23 protein-coding genes and 1 pseudogene are annotated in these 22,783 nt (G+C 63.9%); 10 read left to right on the top strand and 14 right to left on the bottom strand.

The window, feature by feature from the left end:
• A pseudogene (locus H3V53_RS44005) lies at positions 1-134 on the bottom strand (XdhC family protein); the annotation flags it as partial.
• 36 nt (positions 135-170) lie between these two features.
• Between H3V53_RS44005 and H3V53_RS44000 the strand changes: the two are divergent.
• From H3V53_RS44000 to H3V53_RS26840, 8 genes are all read left to right on the top strand, one after another.
• Positions 171-416, top strand: coding sequence for a hypothetical protein (locus H3V53_RS44000; protein ID WP_473766664.1), 246 nt, complete (start codon positions 171-173; stop codon positions 414-416).
• Between the two features lie 340 nt (positions 417-756).
• Positions 757-1,131 carry a 30S ribosomal protein S6 gene (gene rpsF, locus H3V53_RS26870; RefSeq protein ID WP_054926850.1) on the top strand — a complete coding sequence of 125 codons (375 nt, stop codon included), beginning with the start codon at positions 757-759 and terminating at the stop codon, positions 1,129-1,131.
• A gap of 65 nt (positions 1,132-1,196) precedes the next feature.
• Complete coding sequence (gene priB, locus H3V53_RS26865) at positions 1,197-1,496, top strand: primosomal replication protein N (protein ID WP_054926851.1); 300 nt, start codon at positions 1,197-1,199, stop codon at positions 1,494-1,496.
• 2 nt (positions 1,497-1,498) lie between these two features.
• Positions 1,499-1,774, top strand: coding sequence for a 30S ribosomal protein S18 (rpsR, locus tag H3V53_RS26860; protein ID WP_012400321.1), 276 nt, complete (start codon positions 1,499-1,501; stop codon positions 1,772-1,774).
• A gap of 27 nt (positions 1,775-1,801) precedes the next feature.
• Positions 1,802-2,254, top strand: a complete 453-nt coding sequence (rplI, locus tag H3V53_RS26855; RefSeq protein WP_054926852.1) for a 50S ribosomal protein L9 — start codon at positions 1,802-1,804, stop codon at positions 2,252-2,254.
• Between the two features lie 172 nt (positions 2,255-2,426).
• Positions 2,427-3,815 (top strand): replicative DNA helicase, encoded by a 1,389-nt coding sequence (locus tag H3V53_RS26850; RefSeq protein WP_054926853.1) that lies wholly within the window; start codon positions 2,427-2,429, stop codon positions 3,813-3,815.
• 149 nt (positions 3,816-3,964) lie between these two features.
• The gene (locus H3V53_RS26845) at positions 3,965-4,591 is read left to right on the top strand and encodes a DUF47 family protein (protein ID WP_054926854.1); all 627 of its coding nucleotides are present in this window, start codon (positions 3,965-3,967) and stop codon (positions 4,589-4,591) included.
• Positions 4,591-5,601, top strand: coding sequence for an inorganic phosphate transporter (locus H3V53_RS26840; RefSeq protein ID WP_336600520.1), 1,011 nt, complete (start codon positions 4,591-4,593; stop codon positions 5,599-5,601). Before H3V53_RS26845 ends, H3V53_RS26840 begins: the two co-directional genes overlap by 1 nt.
• 36 nt (positions 5,602-5,637) lie before the next feature.
• Here the strand turns inward: H3V53_RS26840 and H3V53_RS26835 are convergent, their stop codons facing one another.
• The 13 genes from H3V53_RS26835 to H3V53_RS26775 form a co-directional block, all read right to left on the bottom strand.
• Positions 5,638-6,444, bottom strand: coding sequence for an SDR family NAD(P)-dependent oxidoreductase (locus H3V53_RS26835; protein ID WP_336600519.1), 807 nt, complete (start codon positions 6,442-6,444; stop codon positions 5,638-5,640).
• A gap of 137 nt (positions 6,445-6,581) precedes the next feature.
• Positions 6,582-7,679 (bottom strand): C40 family peptidase, encoded by a 1,098-nt coding sequence (locus H3V53_RS26830; protein ID WP_336600518.1) that lies wholly within the window; start codon positions 7,677-7,679, stop codon positions 6,582-6,584.
• A 237-nt stretch (positions 7,680-7,916) separates the two neighbouring features.
• Positions 7,917-9,749, bottom strand: coding sequence for a PhoH family protein (locus H3V53_RS26825; RefSeq protein WP_336600517.1), 1,833 nt, complete (start codon positions 9,747-9,749; stop codon positions 7,917-7,919).
• Positions 9,750-10,117: 368 nt separating this feature from the next.
• The gene (locus tag H3V53_RS26820) at positions 10,118-10,579 is read right to left on the bottom strand and encodes a peroxiredoxin (protein ID WP_336600516.1); all 462 of its coding nucleotides are present in this window, start codon (positions 10,577-10,579) and stop codon (positions 10,118-10,120) included.
• Positions 10,580-10,810: 231 nt separating this feature from the next.
• A complete protein-coding gene (locus tag H3V53_RS26815) occupies positions 10,811-11,707 on the bottom strand; it encodes a polysaccharide deacetylase family protein (RefSeq protein ID WP_336600515.1) in 897 nt (298 codons plus the stop codon).
• Between the two features lie 10 nt (positions 11,708-11,717).
• Positions 11,718-12,764, bottom strand: a complete 1,047-nt coding sequence (locus tag H3V53_RS26810) for a bifunctional UDP-4-keto-pentose/UDP-xylose synthase (protein WP_336600514.1) — start codon at positions 12,762-12,764, stop codon at positions 11,718-11,720.
• A complete protein-coding gene (locus tag H3V53_RS26805) occupies positions 12,761-13,708 on the bottom strand; it encodes a formyltransferase (protein ID WP_336600513.1) in 948 nt (315 codons plus the stop codon). The genes H3V53_RS26810 and H3V53_RS26805 overlap by 4 nt, the downstream gene beginning before the upstream one ends.
• Positions 13,705-14,790 carry a glycosyltransferase gene (locus H3V53_RS26800; protein ID WP_336600512.1) on the bottom strand — a complete coding sequence of 362 codons (1,086 nt, stop codon included), beginning with the start codon at positions 14,788-14,790 and terminating at the stop codon, positions 13,705-13,707. Before H3V53_RS26800 ends, H3V53_RS26805 begins: the two co-directional genes overlap by 4 nt.
• 127 nt (positions 14,791-14,917) lie before the next feature.
• On the bottom strand, positions 14,918-16,069 hold the full coding sequence (locus tag H3V53_RS26795; protein WP_336600511.1) for a DegT/DnrJ/EryC1/StrS family aminotransferase: 1,152 nt from the start codon (positions 16,067-16,069) through the stop codon (positions 14,918-14,920).
• Between the two features lie 38 nt (positions 16,070-16,107).
• Complete coding sequence (locus H3V53_RS26790; protein ID WP_336600510.1) at positions 16,108-16,302, bottom strand: hypothetical protein; 195 nt, start codon at positions 16,300-16,302, stop codon at positions 16,108-16,110.
• Positions 16,303-16,344: 42 nt separating this feature from the next.
• Positions 16,345-16,716 carry an SMR family transporter gene (locus tag H3V53_RS26785; protein ID WP_054927194.1) on the bottom strand — a complete coding sequence of 124 codons (372 nt, stop codon included), beginning with the start codon at positions 16,714-16,716 and terminating at the stop codon, positions 16,345-16,347.
• Positions 16,717-16,744: 28 nt separating this feature from the next.
• The gene (locus H3V53_RS26780; RefSeq protein WP_336600509.1) at positions 16,745-18,655 is read right to left on the bottom strand and encodes a glycosyltransferase family 39 protein; all 1,911 of its coding nucleotides are present in this window, start codon (positions 18,653-18,655) and stop codon (positions 16,745-16,747) included.
• A gap of 487 nt (positions 18,656-19,142) precedes the next feature.
• A complete protein-coding gene (locus H3V53_RS26775) occupies positions 19,143-19,517 on the bottom strand; it encodes an Mth938-like domain-containing protein (RefSeq protein WP_336600508.1) in 375 nt (124 codons plus the stop codon).
• Between the two features lie 615 nt (positions 19,518-20,132).
• Between H3V53_RS26775 and H3V53_RS26770 the strand changes: the two genes are divergently transcribed.
• A complete protein-coding gene (locus tag H3V53_RS26770) occupies positions 20,133-21,380 on the top strand; it encodes an aminotransferase class I/II-fold pyridoxal phosphate-dependent enzyme (protein WP_054927004.1) in 1,248 nt (415 codons plus the stop codon).
• Between the two features lie 58 nt (positions 21,381-21,438).
• Positions 21,439-22,770, top strand: a complete 1,332-nt coding sequence (locus H3V53_RS26765; RefSeq protein ID WP_336600507.1) for a homoserine dehydrogenase — start codon at positions 21,439-21,441, stop codon at positions 22,768-22,770.
• The last annotated feature ends 13 nt before the right edge of the window (positions 22,771-22,783 follow it).

The raw sequence follows: 22,783 nt of genomic DNA, 5'->3' as shown, positions 1-22,783 counted from the left end.
CGGTAACGCGGGCCGTGGATCGTCAACAGACGCCTGCCGTCGAACTCGACGCCATCGGTGGCTTGCGCGGGACTCAACCGCGCGATACCCGTTTCCATAGAGGATCTTGCCGCCAGCGCTTTCCGCTCGCGGGCGGACGGCTCGACTATGTCGGACATCGGCGGGTCGGCGTGCTGACGTACCGGCACGCGAAGCACGTGATCGACGTGTACGTGTTTCCCGCGGACGACCCGGCGGCGGGCAAGCCGGGGCCGGCAATGGTGCGCGACGGGTACGCTGTCGCCCGCTGGCGCGACGACGGCATGATGTGGTGGGCCGTCACGGACGCCGCGCCCGACTCGCTGACGGCCCTGCAGGCGGCGCTCACGGCGAGGCTGCATGGCGCTGAGCCCGGCGCGCCGTATTCGGGCAGTTGATCGGGCAGTTGAAGGACGGTTGTGCGGGGTGGGCGGCGGCGCAGGACGCGCCGCCTGCCCGCACGTCTGCTGGTTCGCCGCGCTTTGTTCGCCCCCGTCATTTCTCCGTCGTTTGTCTCGCTTCACCGGCCCGGATTGATCGCGAATCAACCCCGCGAAGCCGGGATTTCTCGCGATAACACCCCCGCCACGCCGCTAAGCCTTTGAAAACATGCCCGAATCGCGCGTTCGCTGCATGCTTTATCTTGCAAACAGTGCCGATTCAGGTTATAGTTTCCGGCTTCTCACTTGCCGCACCGGTTCCGACGCCCGGGTGGCTTTAATCCACAAGGAGTGATACATGCGTCATTACGAAATCGTCTTCATCGTGCACCCCGATCAGAGCGAGCAAGTGCCCGCGATGATCGAGCGTTACAAGTCCACGATCACGTCGCACGGTGGCCAGATCCACCGTATCGAAGACTGGGGCCGTCGCCAACTGGCCTACATGATCGAGAAACTCGCAAAGGCTCACTACGTCTGCATGAACATCGAATGCGACCAGGCTACGCTCGACGAGCTGGAACACGCGTTCAAGTTCAACGACGCCGTGCTGCGTCACCTCATCGTCAAGATGAAGAAGGCCGAAACCGGCCCGTCGCCGATGATGAAGGAAGTGCAGCGCGAAGAAGCCAAGAAGGCGGCTGCAGCGCAGTCGACCGAAGCGCAGGCTTAAAGCATCACCGTTAAGCCATCAGGGTTACGCGCCGTTTTCGCCAACATGGTTCGTAAAAGGAATCGATGAATCGGCTGCAACTCACGGCAAGCGTCGTAGAACGCGAACCGGTGCGGTACACCCCCGCCGGCGTTCCGATTGCAGGCTGTACGTTGCAACACCGCACGCAGGTCGTCGAAGCGGGCATCGCCCGAACTGTCGAGCTGACCATGCAGGCGGTCGCGGCCGGCGAAGCGAGCGGCAGGCTGGAGCGGGTTGAGATGGGCGTCGAAACGCTCTTCACCGGCTTCCTGGCAAAGAAAAGCCGCAACGCGAGAACTCTGGTGTTTCACATCACAGAATTGCAGGACATTGGAAAGGACTAATCATGCCCCGCCCGACTGGTAAGAAATTCGACAAGCGTCGTCAGCAACAAAACCCGCTCTTCAAGCGCAAGAAGTTCTGCCGCTTCACGGCTGCAGGCGTCGAACAGATCGACTACAAGGACATCGATACGCTGAAGGACTTCATCGGCGAAAACGGCAAGATCACGCCGGCACGTCTGACGGGTACCAAGGCTCACTATCAGCGCCAGCTCGACACGGCGATCAAGCGCGCGCGTTTCCTCGCGCTGATGCCGTACACCGATCAGCACAAGGCCTAATCCGTCGACGTCACAAGGAGCATCCGAATGCAAATCATTCTTCTCGAAAAAGTCGTGAACGTCGGCAACCTGGGCGACATCGTCAAGGTCAAGGACGGCTACGCACGTAACTTCCTGATCCCGAACAAGAAGGCACGCCGTGCCACGAAGGAAGCCATCGCCGAATTCGAAGTTCGCCGCGCAGAACTGGAAAAGGTCGCTGCTGAAAAGCTGGCGGCTGCCCAGGCTCAAGGCGAAAAGCTGGCAGGTCTGACGGTTCAGATCGCACAGAAGGCGGGTGTCGACGGCCGTCTGTTCGGCTCGGTGACGAACGCGGACATCGCTGACGCACTGACCAAGCAAGGCTTCGCAGTGGAAAAGGCACAAGTGCGTCTGCCGGAAGGCCCGCTGAAGATGGTCGGCGACCATCCCGTGCACGTTTCGCTGCACACGGACGTCACGGTTGACGTCACGGTGTCGGTGCTGGGCGAGCACGTCTAAGCTGCCGCCGAGACAAGAAGTGAGATCGCCAGGCAAGGTCTGGCGATGAAGGGCAGGGGCCGGGAAACCGGCCTCTGCCTTTTTTATTCTGCGCAATCGCCGTTAACGACGATAGGGCGTCGCGCGTTGCGATGCTTTGCCCGCGTCATCATTTGCTTGATAATTCCACCCCATGAACGCACCGTCGAAAGATCCTCAAATCGAGTCGCTGAAGGTCCCGCCCCATTCCATCGAGGCCGAGCAATCGGTACTGGGCGGCCTGCTGCTCGACAACGGCGCATGGGACCGCATCGCCGACTTCCTCGCGCAAAGTGACTTCTACCGTTACGACCACCGCATCATTTTCGAGCATATCGGCAGGCTGATCGCGGCGACGCGTCCCGCCGACGTCGTGACCGTCTATGAAGCGCTGACCACCTCGGGCAAGGCGGAAGAGGTCGGCGGGCTGGCGTACCTGAACGCGCTCGCGCAAAACACGCCGAGCGCCGCGAACATCCGGCGTTACGCGGAAATCGTGCGCGATCGCGCCGTGTTGCGGCGTCTCGTGTCGGTGGCCGATGAAATTTCCGCCGACGCGTTCAACCCGCAAGGCAAGGAAGTCCGTCAACTGCTCGACGAGGCGGAATCGAAGGTGTTTTCGATTGCCGAAGACGGCGCGCGCGGCACGCAAGGCTTTCTGGAAATCGGTCCGCTGCTGACGCAAGTCGTCGAGCGCATCGACACGCTGTACCACACCGCCAACCCGAGCGACGTGACGGGCACGCCGACCGGCTTCGTCGATCTCGACCGGATGACGTCGGGCATGCACGGCGGCGAGCTGATCATCGTCGCAGGGCGCCCGTCGATGGGCAAGACGGCGTTTTCGATGAACATCGGTGAATACGTGGCCGTCGAGTATGGGCTGCCCGTCGCGGTGTTCTCGATGGAAATGCCGGGCACGCAGCTGATCATGCGTATGCTCGGCTCCGTCGGCCGGCTGGACCAGCACCGCATGCGTACCGGGCGCCTCACCGACGAAGACTGGCCGAAGCTCACGCACGCCGTCCAGAAAATGAGCGAAGCGCAGATTTTCATCGACGAAACGGGCGGCCTGAATCCGATGGAACTGCGCTCGCGCGCACGCCGTCTGTCGCGCCAGTGCGGCAAGCTCGGGCTCATCATCATCGACTATTTGCAGCTGATGAGCGGCTCGTCATCGGGCGAAAACCGCGCGACGGAAATCTCGGAAATCTCCCGTTCGCTGAAGAGTCTCGCGAAAGAGCTGGACGTGCCCGTGATCGCGCTCTCACAGCTGAACCGCGGTCTGGAACAGCGCCCGAACAAGCGCCCCGTGATGTCGGATCTGCGTGAATCGGGTGCAATCGAACAGGATGCGGACGTGATCCTGTTCATCTATCGCGACGAAGTCTACAACCCGGACAGCCCCGACAAAGGCACCGCGGAAATCATCATCGGTAAGCAGCGTAACGGTCCAATCGGACCCGTTCGCCTCACGTTCCACGGTCAATTTACGAAGTTCGACAATTTTGCCGGTCCGCAGAATTTTTACGGCGGCGAGTAGCACAGTTGGGTGCAATCCCGTCAACCGGGTTGCGCCTGCCGTTGCGCGCGCGCCGAAAAGCTGGTCACGCGCAACCCTCGAAATGGTCCCTAACGGTACAATGTTGCGGTTTGATGACAGCCTCACCGTGACCATTTTCCGGGAACCCAATGTTTGGTCGATTCATGCCCACCGAGGGCAAATTTTTTGAAATTTTCAACGCACACGCGAAGCACATCGTCGCGGGTAGCCACGAACTCGAACTCCTGATCGATAACCTCGGCGACGCCGAGATCCACAAGCAGAACGTGCAGACGGCGGAAAAGGCCGCCGACAAGCTCACGCACGAAACCATCGATCTGCTGCACAAAACGTTCATCACGCCGCTCGACCGCGACGAGATCCACAAGCTGATCACCACGATGGACGACATCCTCGATCTGATGGAGGACGTCGCCACGGCCATTTCGCTGTACGACGTGCAGGCCGTCACGTCGGAGGCGAGCCAGCTGGCGCATATTTCGACGGCTTGCTGCGAACGGGTGCAGGCGGCCGTCGGCATGCTGTCGGACATGAAGCAGGCGCGCGACATTCTGAAAGCCTGCGAAGACATCGATCGTCTGGAATCGGATGCGGATCGCGTGCTGCGCTCGGCGATGTCGAAGCTCTTCCGCGAAGAAGACAACGTCAAGACGCTGATCAAGCTCAAGGCGATTTACGAACTGCTCGAGTCGATCACGGACAAGTGCGAGGACGTGGCGAACATCATCGAAGGCATCGTGCTGGAAAACGCGTAATGCATTCGATACAACTCGCCATCTGGGTGGTCGCGACGCTCGTCGTCGTCGCGCTCGTCTTCGACTTCATGAACGGGTTTCACGACGCGGCGAACTCGATCGCCACCGTCGTCTCCACGGGCGTGCTGAAGCCGCAGCAGGCCGTCGCGTTCGCGGCCGCGTTCAACGTCATTGCGTATTTCATCTTCCACCTGAAAGTCGCGCAGACGGTCGGCAAGGGCACGATCGACCCCGGTATCGTCGACCACTACGTGGTGTTCGGCGCGCTGGTCGGCGCCATCGGCTGGAACGTGATCACCTGGTACTACGGCATTCCGTCGAGCTCGTCGCACGCGCTGATCGGCGGGCTGGTGGGCTCGGCGCTGGCCAAATCCGGCTGGGCGTCGCTCAACTGGGACGGTCTGCTGAAGACGGTCGCGTTCATTTTCGTGTCGCCGCTGCTGGGCTTCGTGCTCGGCTCGTTTTTCATGCTGCTGGTGTCGTGGATCTATTTCCGCACGCCGCCAAGCAAGGTCGACCGGCGCTTTCGCCGGCTGCAACTGCTTTCGGCGGGGATGTATAGCCTCGGCCACGGCGGCAACGACGCGCAAAAGACCATCGGCATCATCTGGATGCTGCTGATCGCGACGGGCTACGCGTCTTCGACGGCCGACGCGCCGCCACTCTGGGTGATCGGCGCCTGCTATCTGTCGATGGGGCTCGGCACGCTGTTCGGCGGCTGGCGCATCGTCCGCACGATGGGCCAGAAGATCACCAAGCTCAAGCCCGTCGGCGGTTTCTGCGCGGAGGCGGGTGGCGCGATCACGCTGTTCGTCGCGTCGTTTCTGGGCATTCCCGTATCCACGACGCATACGATCACGGGCGCGATTGTCGGCGTTGGCGCGACCCAGAAGCTGTCGGCCGTGCGCTGGGGCGTCGCGGGCAACATCATGTGGGCGTGGATACTGACGATTCCCGCTTCCGCGCTGCTCGCGGCCGCCGGCTGGTGGGTCGGCCACAAGATTCTCTGACGTCTCCCGTCAGGAACTGAAAACGGCGCGCCGCGATCAGATCAGCGGCGCGCTGCCTCCATCCATCGGGACGATCGCACCCGTCACATAACTCGCGCGGCGGCTCGCCAGAAACAGCGCGACGTCCGCAATTTCCTCCGGCTTCGCGAAACGCCCGAGCGGGACGCGCGCTTGGCCGCGCGACAGCGCCTCGGCGGGCTCGATACCTTCGCGCGAGGCTTCCAGCTTCAACGCTTCCTCGACGCGTTCCGTCATCGTTGCACCAGGGTTGATCGCGTTGATGCGGATACCGTAGCGTGCGTAGTAGTGCGCGAGACCGACGGTGGCCAGCATCAGCGCCGCATTGGCCGCGCCGCCCGCGATATGAATGTCGCTCGCGATCTTGCCGCCCATGCCGATGATGTTGACGATCGTGCCCGGCTCCTTCGCGCCGCCGGTTTTCACGCGCTCAGCCATGCGTTTGAGCACTTCCTGCTGCGGGTAGATATAGGGAAAGTACTTGGCTTCCATCGTCGCCTTGAATGCGGCCGCGTCCAGCGTTTCGGGGTCGTAGCGGCGCGCGGCGCCCGCGCTGTTGATCAGAGCGTCGATCGGGCCGACGGCGCCCGTCACTTCCTCGACGACGTCAGCGGCGCTGTGGGGCTCGTGAAGATCGGCGCGCGTCAGATGGACGTGCAGGCCCTCGCTGGAAAGCTGCTCGCGGGCGCGAGCAAGATTCGCGGGGTCCCGCGACACGATCGCGACCTTGGCGCCTTCCATCGCGAACGCCCGCGCGCACGCAAGCCCGATGCCCTTGCTGCCGCCCGTTATCAGGACCACCTTGTCTTTGAGTCCGAGATCCATCGTCGTCACCCGCCGTTAGAGATTTATGAGATATCGTCAAAAGATAGCAGAGGTGCGGCGAATCGGGGTTGACCCTCGGCGTGCCGCGCTTCGCGAGCGCGCGTCGGGGAGCGCCTTCGGAGCAGCGCACTGTGGGTTCAGTAACTGCTGCTGGCGAAGCCGGCGATGGGATCGTCGTTGGTTTGCGTCGGGGCGGGAATGGGGCGCGAAGCCGTCGATGCGCGCATGATCTGCACGCCCCCCGTTTCTTCCGGCGACTGCGCCGCCCGTGCCTGGCGCGCTGCGACGGAGGCGGGTGGTGGCGGCTCGTAGGCGTCGGCGGCGGCGTCGATCGCGTCAGGCGCAGGCGACGGCGATGCGCCATATACGCGTTGCGCAGGCGCGACCGCGACGGGAACGGCAGCATCGGGCGCCGCCATGGCAGGTGACGCCGTCACCACCGGCGACACGGCGCCCGCGGCGCGCGCCTGCATGTGTGCGGTGCTCAGGACAGGCGGAGGCGGTTCGAACGGGTCGGCGGGAGCGGCCGCCGTAGCGGTGGGTGCGGCCGTGTGGGGACTGCCGGCGGGCTGCGGTTGCATGCGAACGACGGGCGCCGGCCTTGGCGCTGCAGCAGCGGCCACTGCCGGCGCGGGCGATGCGGGTGCCGACGCCTGATAGCTGGGCGCATCAAACGGGGTGGTCGTCGGCGCGCCGAGCGCGGGCGCGACGCGGCGAATGCCGTCAAACCGTTTCGCCCAGTACGGATTGGTCAAATAGTCGAGCCGCACGGTGCCGCCTGTCGATGGCGCGTTCACGAAGCGCAGCTTGCCCACGTAGATCCCGACGTGCGAATGCGGACGTCCCGTCGTATTGAAGAAAATCAGGTCACCGGGCGCGATTTCGTCGGGTTCGACCGATTCGCCGCGCCCGCTCATATCGGCCGTCGTGCGCGGCAGGTTGACGGACGCGGCGCGCTGCACGACGTAGTGCACGAGGCCGCTGCAATCGAAACCGCTGTCCGGCGTATTGCCGCCCCAGCGATACGGCACGCCGACGAGACTCATCGCCTGAATCGAAATTTCTTCGCGGCCGATGCTGTGATCGACGAAGTTCGGGAAGTCGGGCGGCGTGGTGCGATAGGCGCCGCCAGACGACGCGTACGTTCCGCCCGAGCCGCGCACGGTCTTTTGCGGCATGCCGGAGCAGGCAGCGAGCAGGGCGACGACGAGCAGTGACAGCACGAGGCGAAGCATGAAAAGAGGCGAGCGAAAACGCGCACGGGAAGCGGGTGATGCTCGATGGTAGCCCGTCAGACGGGCCTCTCGCAAGAAATCTTGATGGATTACTTGAAGTTTGCGCGCTAACTGTCAATTTTCTGCGACTGCGCGCAGCCGGATGGGATGTCGACTTCAAACGCGGCGCGCATAAAAAAGCCGCGTCCGGCACGAACCGGGAGCGGCTTTGAACAACAGAGGAGGCGTGTCAGCGCGTCAAAGAATATCCGACGCGTAATCGGCAAGCCGTGAACGCTCGCCGCGCGCGAGCGTCACGTGCCCGCTGTGCGCCCAGCCCTTGAAGCGGTCGACCACATATGTGAGACCGGAGCTGCCTTCCGTCAGATACGGCGTGTCGATCTGCGCAATATTGCCAAGGCAGATGATCTTCGTGCCCGGACCCGCGCGCGTGACGAGTGTCTTCATCTGCTTCGGCGTGAGGTTTTGCGCCTCGTCGATGATCAGATACTTGTCGACGAACGTGCGGCCGCGCATGAAGTTCATGCTCTTGATCTTCAGGCGCGAGCGGATCAGTTCCTGAGTGGCGGCGCGGCCCCATTCACCCGCGGCGTCATCCGTTTTCTGCAGTACTTCGAGGTTGTCGTCGAACGCGCCCATCCACGGCTGCATCTTTTCCTCTTCCGTGCCGGGCAGAAAGCCGATGTCCTCGCCGACAGGCACCGTCGCGCGCGTCACGATGATCTCGTTGTAACGCTTGTCGTCGAGTACCTGCGCGAGGCCCGCGGCCAGCGCGACCAGCGTCTTGCCTGTGCCCGCCTGGCCGAGTAGCGTGACGAAGTCGATTTCCGGATTCATCAGCAGGTTCAGCGCGAAGTTCTGCTCGCGGTTGCGCGCCGTGATGCCCCAAACGTTGTTCTTGTGATGGCCGTAGTCGCGCAGCGTTTGCAGCAGCGCCGTCTTGCCGTTCAGTTCCCGCACGATCGCGTGGAACGCCGGCTCGCCGTTCTGCGGCTCGAGATAGACGAACTCGTTGACCAGCATCGACGCGCACAGCGGACCCGTCACGCGGTAATACGTGGTGCCCGTCTTGGTGTCCTGCCAGCTCTCCATGTCCTTCGCATGCTTCGTCCAGAAATCGGGCGGCAGTTGACGGATGCCGGAGTACAGCAGGTCTTTGTCTTCGAGAACCTGGTCGTTGAAATAGTCTTCAGCGGGCAGGCCGAGCGCGTGCGCCTTGATGCGCATGTTGATGTCTTTCGACACCAGCACGACCTGACGATCCTGCCGGTCGCGCTGCAGCGCGCGCACGACGCCGAGAATCTGGTTGTCGGCCTTGCCTTGCGGCAGGCCTTCGACGGGCTCGATATGCGTGAGCTTGGTCTGGAAGTACAGGCGCCCGAGCGCCTCGCGGCTGCCGAGGCGCGACAGCGAAATACCCTCCGACATCTCGCCCGCATTGGCGACGAGCGAATCCAGCGTGCGGCTCACCTGACGCGCGTTGCGCGCAACTTCCGACATGCCCTTTTTGTGATTGTCGAGTTCTTCCAACGTCATCATGGGCAGATAGACGTCGTGCTCCTCGAAGCGGAACAGGCAGGTCGGATCATGCATCAGCACGTTGGTGTCGAGCACGAAGAGCTTGCGAATCTCGACTTGCGCGCCCTTGATCGAACGCTTTTTCGTGCCGGCGCGCGTGGTCGTCGCGCTCGTGGCGGCGGGCGCGTCGGCGTCGGCGGAACCCTTGCCGCGGCGTGCGACGACGGGCGCGGCTTCAGCGTCTTCGGCAGGCATCGGCGCAATCGGCTGCAGCAACGCGGCTGTCTGCTTCGCCTTGCGGCTGCGCGAAGGCGCGGCGTCGGCAGAGGACGAAGCAGCGGATGCAACGGGCGGGACGGAACGCAGCGTCGTTGCCGCGTTGGCGGCGTGCGACATCGGTGCGGCGACATTGGTGCGGCCATATTCGGCCGATGCGGCTTGCTCCCCTTCGTTCGCCTGTTTTCGGACAGGCTTGGCAGGCGTGGCTTTCGCCTTGTATTCATCAGGCGGCAACAGATTGCCGAGCTTGCTGGGTGGGGTAGGCAAAGGCATGGTTTCCCTCGAGTAAAGCGGGTCACAATTCTTCGCCGCCTGCCGCAAACTGTCGTGCGTCGTGCGCTCGCAATTTGCGTCCGGTGGCGCGTGTCGGATTAGTAATGCCGGTTCGCCTGGTTTTCGATCGGCTCCTTGACGAAAGTGCGCTGCGAACGACGCAAACGGCTGCGCGCAATGAAAAAAGCCGCCGCCCCGGCAAACGGGGCAGGCGGCTTGACTTCGGTCATCGCATTGCGCCTCGCGACTCGCCTCATGGCCGCACGCCTCATGGGTGATGTGTCAGCGGCGACGACGACGCGGTTCTGTGCGCAACTGCGGAAAAAATAGTATGAACAGGCACTCATTGCGGCCCAATATAACGCGCCTCAAAGCGCTTGTACAGCCTCCAGAATCTCGTCGACGTGGCCTGGCACCTTCACGCCGCGCCACTCGCGGCGCAGCACGCCTTGAGTATCGATGACAAACGTGGAGCGCTCGATTCCCCGTACTTCTTTGCCATACATTTTCTTCATTTTCATGACGCCGAAGAGCGTGCACAGCGTTTCGTCGGGGTCCGATACCAAGGTAAACGGCAGTTCCAGCTTGGCCTTGAAGTTATCGTGCGAACGCACGCTGTCGCGCGACACGCCGATGATCTCCGCGCCCGCCTTCCTGAACTTCGGGTAGAGGTCGCGGAATTGCAGGCCCTCCGTCGTGCAGCCGGGCGTGTTGTCCTTCGGGTAGAAATACACGACGACCTTTTTGCCACGCAGGCTGGACAGCGTGAAGTCGCCACCGGTGGCGGGAGCGGTGAAGTCGGGAACGGGTTGATCGACTGCGATGGGCACGAGGTCCTCCGGTTGTTATCGATTCTTATCGGTGTCGGCGGCGGCGTGGGCCGCGCGCCTGAACGTTTTCCTGGGGGGCTTGGGGCTGCCGCAGATCGCGGAACGTGTTGCCGGATTGAAAGCATTGCCGGCGCCGAACGTATGGTGCTCAGGACAGGCGCGCCGCATTGTTTCGTTCGCCCCGCTGCACGCCCGACAGCCTGCCACCCGTGCACGATGTTGTCGCCGCGGCTAATCGGGCTGAACGATCAGTTCGCCGGAACGGCCCGGAATTTCCCCCCACGTCACAGGGTACGACGGCAGTGTGTCGTGGTCTAGCGCGGCGTGGTAGTCGCCCATCGTCGCGAACGTGTGGCCTTGCGCGCGCCAGCCGGCGAGCAGCTGCTCGAAGATGGGCGCGAGCTTCTGGCCTTCGAGTTCCGCATGCAGCGTGAACACCTGATCGTGCGGATTGTTTTCGGTGCGCTTCAACATCCACGCGGCGACGTTAGCCGTGTCGATGCCGTCGACGCCCAGCACTTCGTCCAGCGTGGGCAGCGTGGTCGGCATCTGTACATGCGACAACGTGCGTCCGCCGACGACGGGGAAATACGGCGTATGCCCGCGCCCGTCGGAGGCGTACTGCATGCCCCACGCGTCGATCTGCTCGAATGCGTGGCCGTTCATCTGCCAGCCGGCCGCGCCGTGCGTGACGGGCGGCATGCCGAAAATCTCGACGAAGCGGTCATGGCTCTTCTGCATCTGCGCGACGGTCCAGTCGCGCGGACGCGAACGCACGTTGTCCTGCCAATAGACGTGATCCCACGTATGGATGCCACACTCGAAGCCCGCCTCGTGGATTGCGCGCATCTCCGAGCGGGCGCGCGCGCCGATGTCCGGCCCGGGCAGCAGAACGCCGTACATCAGCTGCCTGAGACCGTAATGCTCGACCACCGACGTGCGCGACACCTTTTTCAGAAAGCCCGGCCGCAGCACCCGCCGCATCGCCCAGCCGGTGTGGTCGGGGCCAAGACTGAAGAGGAAGGTGGCGCGCGCCTTGTAGCGGTCGAAGATACGCGCGAGATTCGGCACGCCTTCACGCGTGCCGCGCAACGTATCGACGTCGATTTTCAGGACGATCAGAGCCAAGCGGCAGCCCTTACTGTTGCTCGACGAGGGCGCGAGCCTCGGCGACATGGCCGCGGTACGCTTCGAAAATCTTGCGCAGCGCTTCGTCGAAGGTCGATTGCGGCGCCCACGCGAGTTCCTGCATCGTGTTGTCGATCTTCGGCACGCGATTCTGCACGTCCTGATAGCCCGCGCCGTAGTACGCGCCCGACGAGGTCTCGACCAGTTGCACCTGTTTCGCCGTTTCCGCGTATTCCGGGAATTCGGCGGCCAGCGCGAGCATCTTGTGCGCCAGTTCGCGCACCGAGAAGTTGTTCGTCGGGTTGCCGATGTTGTAGATCTTGCCCGTCGCGACGCCGTTCCTGTTCTCGATGATCTTCATCAGCGCGCTGATGCCGTCGTCGATATCCGTGAACGCGCGCTTCTGCGCGCCGCCGTCGACCAAGCTGATGTTCTCGCCGCGCACGATATGGCCGAGGAACTGCGTGACCACGCGCGACGAACCTTCCTTCGGCGTGTAGATCGAGTCGAGGCCCGGGCCGATCCAGTTGAACGGGCGGAACAGCGTGAAGTTCAGGCCTTCCATGCCGTAGCCCCAGATCACGCGGTCCATCAGCTGCTTCGAGCACGCGTAGATCCAGCGCGGCTTGTTAATCGGGCCATAGGTGAGGGCAGACGCGTCCGGGTCGAACTGCTCGTCCGAACACATGCCATAGACTTCGGAAGTGGACGGAAACACGAGGTGCTTGCCGTACTTCACGGCCGACCGCACGATGGGCAGGTTCGCCTCGAAGTCCAGCTCGAACACGCGCAGCGGCTGCTGCACATAGGTGGCGGGCGTGGCGATGGCAACGAGCGGCAGGATCACGTCGCACTTCTTCACGTGATACTCGACCCACTCCTTGTTGATCGTGATGTCACCCTCGAAGAAATGCATGCGCTCGTGATTCACGAGGTCGCCGAGGCGTTCGGTCTGCATGTCCATGCCGAACACTTCCCAGTCGGTCGTTTCGAGAATGCGCTTGGACAGGTGATGGCCGATGAAGCCGTTCACACCCAGAATCAGGACTTTTTTCATGTGTTACGGGAAGATTGAATGAGCTGGGTGAATTCGGCGGGGGTGACGACGCGCTCGCTTGTCTGGTGCTGATCGTCGCGCTGATGCCGCAATTCGTGGATCACGATGACGCGGCCGTCGCCGCATGTCGCAAAAAAGCCATTATCGCCTACGTGGATGCCGGGCGGCAAATCGCCGCCCGGCGCGCCGGGTTGCGCGAGCCGCGCCCGCGCAACGATGAAGCGCTCGCCGCTGACCTCCGTGAACGCGCCGGGATACGGCGGCGCGACGGCGCGAATCAGGTTGTACACCTGCTGGCCGCTCTGGCTGAAGTCGATGCGTCCGTCTTCCGGCTTGCGGCCACCGAAGTAGCTGCCGTGCGCGAGATCGTTGGGCAGATGCGGCGCCTCGCCCCGCAGCAGCGCGGGCAGCGCGCGCCACAGCGTCTGCTCGGCGGCGACCGTCACCTTGTCGAACACCTGGCCGGCCGTATCGTCGGGCAGGATGGGCACGGGCGTCTGAGCGATGATCGCGCCTGCATCCGGCTTTGCGGCCATTTCGTGCAGCGTCGCGCCCGTTTCCGTCTCGCCGTTGAGCACGGCCCAGTTGACGGGCACGCGGCCGCGATATTTCGGCAGCAGCGAGCCATGCATGTTGTACGCGCCGCGCGCCGCGACGGCGAGCAGGTCGACGGGCAGCATGTGCCGGTAATAGAACGAGAAGATGAAGTCGGGCTGCGCATTGACGACGAGCGCGCGCAGTTCCGCGCTTGTCGGATCGGCGGGCGTCACGACGGAGATGCCGTGCTCGGCCGCCACCGACGCGACGCTGCCGAACCAGATGTTTTCGGCCGGATTGTCCTCATGCGTGACGACGAGGGCGACGTCGACGCCACGCGCGAGCAGCGTCTGCAGACAGCGCACGCCGACGTTGTGATAGGCGAAGACGACGGCGCGCGGCTTCATCGGCTGGCCTCGCGATCGTTGCGATCGTCGCGACTGTCGGGGGCGTTGTGGTCGTCGCCGTTGACGCTGGCGGTCTGCATGCCCTGCACGAAGGACTGGCGCGGGTGCGCGGCGACGGGTTCGCCGTTGCGCTCCTCGAGAATGGTCTGCACCAGGTAGCGCGGCCGCGCGCGCACCTGCTGATAGATGCGGCCGATATATTCGCCGAGCAGTCCGAGCGCGAAGATGATCACGCCGAGCATGAAGAACGTGATGGCGAACAGCGTGAACACGCCTTGCACTTCCGCGCCGATGATGAAGCGGCGAATCAGCAGCAGCACGAACAGCGCCGCCGAGCCCGCCGACAGGATCACGCCGATGAACGACAGCCATTGCAGCGGCACGACCGAAAAGCCCGTCACGAGGTCGAAGTTCAGGCGGATCAGGCTGTAGAGCGAGTATTTCGATTCGCCCGCGAAGCGTTCCTCGTGCGCGACTTCGATTTCCACCGGATTCTGCGCAAACGTGTAGGCGAGGGCGGGAATGAACGTGTTGATCTCGCCGCAGCGGTTGATCGTGTCGATGATGTGGCGGCTGTAGGCGCGCAGCATGCAGCCCTGGTCGGTCATCTTGATGCGCGTGATGCGCTCGCGCAGCCGGTTCATCGCCAGCGACGCCTTGCGCCGCCACAGGCTGTCCTGGCGCTGCATGCGGATCGTGCCGACGTAGTCGAAGCCTTCGCGCATCTTGTTGCACAGCTTGCCGATTTCTTCGGGCGGATTCTGCAGGTCGGCGTCGAGCGTCACGACGATTTCGCCGCGCGACTGCTCGAAGCCCGCGAGGATCGCCATGTGCTGGCCGTAATTGCCGTTCAGCAGGATGACGCGCGTCGTGTCGGGGCGGGCGCGGAACTGTTCGGCGAGCATCGCCGCCGACCGGTCACGGCTGCCGTCGTTGATGAAGATCACCTCGTAGCTCGTGCCGAGCGCATCGAGCGCCGGATACAGGCGCGCGAACAGCGCGCCGAGCCCGGCTTCCTCGTTGTACACGGGGATGATGACCGAGAGTTCGGGAGCGACCGGGCGTGGGTCCGTTTGATTCATGTCCGCTGGGTTTCCGCTTGATTGACCGCTTGGTTTTTTTGACCGCTTGATTGACTGCCTGGTTTTGACTGCCTGCTTTTTTTAACTGCCAGAGTTCGACCGTCTGATCGGCTGCCGGATTGACTGTCTACCGGCCGTATTGTTCGCAAATTTCGTTCACCGCACGGCACACGCGTTCTACATCCGCTTCATTCATCTGCGTAAAGAGCGGCAGCGTGACGGTGGTCGCGCCATAGTGCTCCGCGTGCGGGTACATGCCTTCCTTGTAGCCCATCGCGCGATACAGCGAAAAAAGGTGGATGGCCGGGTAGTGCACGCCCGTGCCGATGCCGCGTTCCTTCATCTGCTCCATGAATCCGGCGCGGCTGATCGATAGGCGCGACAGCGGCAGCGTGACGAGGAACATATGCCAGTTGGTGTTCTCGAAGTCCGCCAGCGGCAGGCCCATGCCGAGCTTGACGGCCGCGCCGCCCTCGAAGCCGGCGAAGTATGCGCGCGCGAGCTGGTGACGCTGCGCGCGAAAACGTTCGATGTGCTTCAGCTGACCGAGGCCGACGCGCGCGGCCACGTCCGTCAGGTTGTACTTGCCGCCGAGCAGCTCGCAATCCATGCCGTCGAAGCCCGTTCGCACGATGCCCTGCAGCCGGTACTTTTGCGCAAGCGTAGCTTCTTCCTCGTCGTTCAGCACGAGCGCGCCGCCTTCGATCGACGTCAGATTCTTGTTCGCGTGGAAGCTGAACGACACGATGTCGCCGAGCTTGCCGATGCGCTCACCGTTCCACGTCGCGCCGAACGCCTGGGCGGCGTCCTCGATCACGCGCAGCTTGTGCGCGCGGGCGATCGCATACAGCCGGTCCATGTCGACGGGCAGGCCCGACAGGAACACGGGAATGATCGCTTTCGTGCGCGGCGTGATCGCCTGTTCCATCAGGTCAAGATCGATGTTGCGCGTGGCTGGGTCGATATCGACGAACACGGGCGTCGCGCCCACTTCCAGAATGACGTTGCTCGTCGCGACCCACGAAGCGGGCGTCGTGATGACTTCGTCGCCGGCGCCGACGCCTGCGATGCGCAGACCGATCTCCAGCGTCGCCGTGCCCGAGTTGAACGTGCGCACCGGGCGGCCGCCGCAGTATTCCGACAACGCTTTCTCGAACGCCTGATTTTGCGGGCCTGTCGTGATCCAGCCGGAGCGGAGCACATCGACGACACCGCGGATCGTTTCTTCATCGATCTCAGGACGAACGAACGGCAAAAACGGAACGGATGACTGGGTCATGGATGGTTTTGCTCGATAGAAAAAAGGGTCGGGGGCATTTACCTTAACAAAGCCTGACGATTTGCTTTAATCGGGCTTGGAATGGTGCCTGCATCGATCTCCGACGGAATGCGGCGGCGATAATGTGCGAGTTCCGCGCCAATGTCCAGCGCCCGAAACAATTCAGAAGAAAATAACAGACACGCGCCCGCTTGCCAGGGCCATTGCGCTACATAGCGGGATGAATCGCGCATGAACGGCCGCAACCGGCGCACGAACGGAGCAGAGCGCGGTGCTCAACTGCGAGCGACGATGAACACGCCGACCAGGATCACGCCGATGCCGACGAGGCGTTGTGCCGATAGCACTTCGCCGAACAGGTACCAGGCCGCGAAGGCATTCACGACATAGCCCAGCGACAACATCGGATAGGCGATCGAGACATCCACGCGCGACAGCCCGACGATCCACACCACCACGCTCAGCACATAGCACGCGAGCCCGCCGATGATGGGCAGCTGCGTGGCGATCCGCAGACCGACGGGGATGACGTTGGACAGCGTGAAGTCGAAATGGCCGACGGCGTTGGTGCCGGCCTTCAGCAGAAGCTGCGCGGTCGCGTTCAACGCGACACCCGCCAGGATGCAGAAAAGCGAAATCGGGTTCATTGAACAGGTTGTCGTGTGAAAAGTGCGGTCACTGCTGCGGCTGCGGCTGCGGCTGCGGCGGTGCGGCCGCCGTGCCGGGCTGAGCCTCGGCAGTACCGGCGGGCGCCGCCGGCTTCTCGACGATCACGCGGCGGCTGTCTTGCGCGACCACGGTCATCGGCAGATGTTGCGCGCTGAATTCCTTGTAGCGGTCGGGCGACATCAGCGCCATCGCGTAACGGTCGGTTTTCCAGCGCTCGGTCCATTGCGGGATCGTCGGCACCCATTTTTCTGGTTCGACGGACACGCCGAAGGCCAGTTCGTCCGGGTGCTCGACCATGATCATCGTGTGGTCGATATAGAACGGCATAGTGTGGTCGAGCACGCCGACTGAATAGAACGGCGTGTCGGCGGGCAGCTTCGCGAGCGCCGCCTTCACGGCAGGCGCGAGCGGCGCGCCCGACGACAGCCGGCCGAACACGTCGTGCCCCGTGCCCGCGACCGTCGCGAGCAGCACCCAGCCGATGCCGAACGCCGTCGCCGCCTTGAAGACGCCGTTGGGGCAGGTTCGCGCGCCCGTGGCGGCTGGCGCGGCATGCAGCGCGCTGACGGGCACGCCCAACGGCGAACCTGTGGGCGCACCGACCGTCGCACTCATCGGCAGGCCGATCGTCGCGCCGCTCTGCAAGCCATTCGACGCCGCGTTCGCGGCGCGCGTGCCGCGCCGGTTGATCGCGATCGCCGCGAGCGTGAAGACGAGACCGACGGCAAGCGCTGCGAACACCCACACGCGGAATTCCAGGTACAGCGCATTCGGGTTGCGCGCATCGCCGAGCCGCCCGAGGAACACTGCGCCAAAGCCGCCCGCGACCAGAAAGAGCGCGTAGCCCGTCAGATGCCGGTGGAACTGCTCGCGGGTGACGAGGGGCAGGTACATGCCGATCACGAGCGCCAGCGCGGGCGCGATGGGGAGCGTGTAGGAGATCAGCTTCGAGTGCGACGCGCTGAAGAACAGGAAAATGAAAGCACTCCACACGAACAGCAGCGTGACGGGCGCAAAGCCGTTGGCCTGTCGCGGCATGCGCGACGCATGGCGAACGCTCTGCAGCGTCACCGACAGCCAAGGCAAAAAGCCGACCAGCATCACGGGCAGGAAGTAGTAGAACGCGCCTGGGCGGTTCTGCTCGGGCGTCAGATAACGCCTGAACTGCTGCACGATGAAAAAGAAGTTGAAGAACTCGGGGTTGCGGTCTTGCACGAGCACGAACCATGGCGTGACGACCGCGAAGAACACGATCAGTCCGCTCACCAGATAGAGGCGCTTCCAGAGCGCCCAGTCGCGCGCGATCAACGTGTACAGCACCAGCACGGCGCCGGGCAGGATCAGCCCGACCAGTCCTTTGGACAGCACCGCGAGTGCCATCGACGCCCACACGAGCCACATCCAGAGCCGCTGCTCCCGCGCGGCGAGCCCCGGGCGCTGGGCGAGCAGCAGTGCGCACAGCGTGACTTCCATCCAGAACGACAGGCCCATGTCGAGTGTGTTGAAGTGGCCCATCAGATACCAGTACGGCGCGCTCGCGAGCACGAGCGCGGCGAACAGGCCCGTCGCGACGTTGAATACACGGGCGCCCGTGTAGCCGATCAGCAGCACGCCCGCAAACCCCGTCAGCGCTGTGTACAGGCGCGCCTGCCATTCGCCGATGCCGAACCACGCGAACGACAGCGCATTCGCCCAGGTTTGCAGCGGCGGCTTTTCGAAGTACTTGTAGCCGTTGTAGCGCGGTGTGATCCAGTCGCCGGTGACGAACATTTCGCGGGCCATCTCCGCGTAGCGGCCTTCGTCGCTTGGCAGCAGGTGGCGCCAGCCCAGCGGCACGAACCAGATCACGGCCAGCGCGAGCACGAGCAGCAGGACCGTCGTGCGATTGAGCGTCAGCCCGGACGGCTTGTCATTCATCTGTATTTCAACCTTTTTCGGCGCCGCTATCGCGGCCTCGTTCTTATCCCGTTCGGACGGTCGCGGCATGCCACGCGGCGCGCGGCTTCCGGCCCATGCCGGGTTGCCAGGCGCCTGGGCCCGCGCCGCGTCCAGCGCTGCGTCGGACGAAGCGCGCGGCCGATAGACCGCGATAAGGCGGGCGATTGTCCGTGCCCCACCTTATGGCAGCCTTATGCCGCCAGTATCCGACGGTGTTCGACTCGCGGTCGACCGGAGTTCGGCCACCTCGCGCCCGTGTTCTCTTGCGCGGCGTCCGCCGCGCGGCGAACGCCAGCTCGAACAGCCAGACGCCCGCGCCGGAACGCGCAGCCGCGCAGTGTACTTGATCCGCAAGACGCGCACGCCAAAACGCCGTGCCGGGCGCCGCGCACCCGGGCGCGATGCAGCGTCCAATGGGCGTCCAATGGGCGGCGAAATGGATGGCGAATGGGCGGCCAACGGGCGTCTAACGCTCGATCAGCAACGCCGCGGCGACCTTGCGGCCTTCCGCCATCAGAATGTTGTAGGTGCGGCAGGCCGCCTTGAAATCCATCGTCTCGACGCCGATGCGTCGGGCGGAGAGGGCGACCGTGAGGCGCGGATGCGGAAAACGCAGGCGCTCGCCGCTGCCGAAGATGACCACTTCGGGGGCGGGCTCGATCAAGAGCGCGAAGTGCTCGGGCGAAAGGGCCTCGAACGACGACACCGGCCACTCGATGACGGGGCTGTCCGGCAGCACGATGATGCTGTCCGTATGACGCTCGAGATTGATTTCGACGTAATCGGCGCCGTAACCCGTGACGGTGTTCAGGGCGCCGCTTGAATCCTGATGTAATTTCAAACTGGTTTTCCGTGATCGTCGTGAGACATGCAGAACGTGCGTGGCGCCCGGCTTCGCGCGGCCTGCGCGTCGGGGCGGCCGTGGTGTCGGCCCAGGTCTGCCCGCTCGGGACCGCTGCCGACCCGTCGCGTTTCGACCGGCGCGCGCGGCAGCCGGTTCAACGCGCAACCGCCATGCAGGAAGGCAGCCTGGAGTCGACACGCGGCGCACGCGCTGCGCCGGGCGCGGCATTGACGCCGCATACGGAAGGCTTGCAGAGCCTTGCGTGGTGCATTGCGGAAGTCGGCCAAAATCCGCTAAATTATAACTTTTTAGCCGCCCGGCGGCTCCCCCGAGGTTCGCGCGCTGCCACAAGCCGCGCCCGCAAGGCTGGCGACTGCGCCCGCCGTCGACCGTGGGGTGCCCGGATCGCGTCGGCGAGGCGTCAACCGTGCGCCCGGCGCGACGACGCATCAGGCAGCATGCCGGCGCCCGCCGCGCCATCCGATCCCCTTCGATGGCCGCGCCGCCCGCGTCCCGCCCGATGCGCCGCGGCCCGCCGCGCAATCCCGTCATCATGGCTTGCCCGCTGCATGGGGCGCAGCTCCGTGGTTCCGCTCATTTATCCAGGATGAAGTGCCCGTCGTGAAACCGATACTCAAATCCAACAAGCTGTTGAACGTCTGCTACGACATTCGCGGGCCCGTTCTCGAACACGCGAAGCGCCTCGAAGAGGAAGGCCACCGCATCATCAAGCTGAACATCGGCAATCTGGCGCCGTTCGGTTTCGACGCGCCGGACGAAATCATTCAGGACATGATCCGCAATCTGCCCGAGTCGTCGGGCTATTCGGATTCGAAGGGCGTGTTCGCGGCGCGCAAGGCGATCATGCATTACGCGCAGCAGAAGCGGGTGGCGGGCGTCGAACTGGACGACATCTACATCGGCAACGGCGCGTCCGAGCTGATCGTGATGGCGCTGCAGGCGCTGCTGAACGATGGCGACGAAGTGCTGCTGCCCGCACCCGACTATCCGCTGTGGACGGCGGGCGTGAGCCTGTCGGGCGGCACGCCCGTGCACTACATCTGCGACGAATCGAACGCATGGATGCCCGACCTCGACGACATCCGGGCAAAGATCACGCCGAACACGAAGGCGCTCGTCGTCATCAACCCGAACAACCCGACGGGCGCGCTGTACTCGGACGAACTGCTGCTCGGCCTGATCGAGATCGCGCGCCAGCATGGCCTCGTCATTTTCGCCGACGAGGTCTACGACAAGATCGTCTACGACGGCAAGACGCATACGTCGATGGCGGCGCTGTCGGAAGACGTGCTCACCGTCACGTTCAACAGTCTGTCGAAAAGCTATCGTTCGTGCGGCTACCGCGCGGGCTGGATGTGGGTGTCGGGGCTGACGGGCGAGAACCGCCGCCGCGCGAAGGACTACTTCGAGGGCCTCGGCATTCTGGCGTCGATGCGCCTGTGCCCGAACGTGCCGGGCCAGTACGCGATCCAGACGGCACTCGGCGGCTATCAAAGCATCAACGAGCTGATCGCGCCGGGCGGGCGTCTCTACAAGCAGCGCGAGCTCGCGTACGACATGCTGACGGCCATTCCCGGTGTCAGCTGCGTGAAGCCCGAGGCCGCGCTGTACATGTTCCCGCGCCTCGATCCGAAGATGTATCCGATCGAGAACGATCAGCAGTTCATCCTCGATCTGCTGCTGGAAGAGCGCGTGCTGCTCGTGCAGGGCAGCGGCTTCAACTGGAAGACGCCGGATCATTTCCGCGTCGTGTTCCTGCCGAACGTCGACGATCTGGCCGATTCGATTCACCGGATTGCGCGCTTCCTCGACGGCTATCGCAAACGCCACACGGCCTGAGCGCACTGCATCCGCGCCCGAACCGATTTCCCAATCTCTCACTAGAAACACACGCTGCATGGAACCGATCAAAGTTGGACTGCTGGGCTTCGGCACGGTAGGCAGCGGCACCTTCACGGTACTGCGCCGCAATCAGGAAGAAATCAACCGACGCGCCGGCCGCGGGATCGAGATTGCGCGCATTGCCGTGCGCAATCCCGCCAAGGCGACGGCGGCCCTCGGCAGCGAAGCAGGCACGGTCGTCGTGACCGATGACTTCGGTTCTGTCGTCGACGATCCGTCGATCGACATCGTCGCCGAAATGATCGGCGGCACGGGCATTGCGCGCGAGCTCGTGCTGCGCGCGATCAACAACCGCAAGCACGTCGTGACAGCCAACAAGGCGCTGCTCGCCGTGCACGGCACGGAAATCTTCGAGGCGGCGCGCGCGAACGGCGTGATGGTCGCGTTCGAGGCGGCCGTCGCGGGCGGCATCCCCATCATCAAGGCGCTGCGCGAAGGGCTGACGGCCAATCGCATCCAGTACATCGCGGGCATCATCAACGGCACGACCAACTACATCCTGTCGGAAATGCGCGACCGCGGCCTCGATTTCGCGACGGCACTGAAAGCCGCGCAGGAACTCGGCTACGCGGAAGCCGACCCGACCTTCGACATCGAAGGCGTCGATGCCGCGCACAAGGCCACCATCATGAGCGCGATCGCGTTCGGCGTGCCCGTGCAGTTTGATCGCGCTTACGTCGAAGGCATCAGCAAGCTGGCCGCGATCGACATCAAGTACGCGGAAGAGTTGGGTTATCGGATCAAGCTGCTCGGCATCGCGCGCCGCTCGGACAAGGGCATTGAACTGCGCGTGCACCCCACGCTGATTCCGGAAAAGCGGCTGCTCGCCAACGTCGAGGGCGCGATGAATGCCGTCGTGGTGCACGGCGACGCCGTCGGCACGACGCTGTACTACGGCAAGGGCGCGGGGGCGGAGCCGACGGCTTCCGCCGTGGTCGCCGATCTCGTCGACGTGACGCGCCTGCATACGGCCGACCCGGAGCATCGCGTGCCGCATCTCGCGTTCCAGCCGGATCGTCTGTCGAATACGCCCATCCTGCCTATCGACGAAGTCACGAGCGGTTACTACCTGCGTCTGCGCGTCGCCGATGTGACGGGCGTGCTGGCCGACATCACGCGCATTCTGGCCGACACGGGCATTTCTATCGACGCGCTCCTGCAAAAGGAATCGGAGCAGGTGGACGTGTCGAAGAAGGGCGAGACGGACATCATCCTGATCACGCATGAAACGGTCGAGAAGAACGTGAACGCGGCGATCGCGAATATCGAGGCGCTGAAGACGGTTGTGTCGAAGGTGACGAAGCTGCGCATGGAAGCGCTGAACTGACGCACCACGCAAA

The organism is Paraburkholderia bengalensis, assembly GCF_037126505.1.
GTDB classification, from domain to species: domain Bacteria; phylum Pseudomonadota; class Gammaproteobacteria; order Burkholderiales; family Burkholderiaceae; genus Paraburkholderia; species Paraburkholderia bengalensis.
Note: the sequence above shows the minus strand (reverse complement) of the source record. Positions and strands in the feature narration are given on the sequence as shown.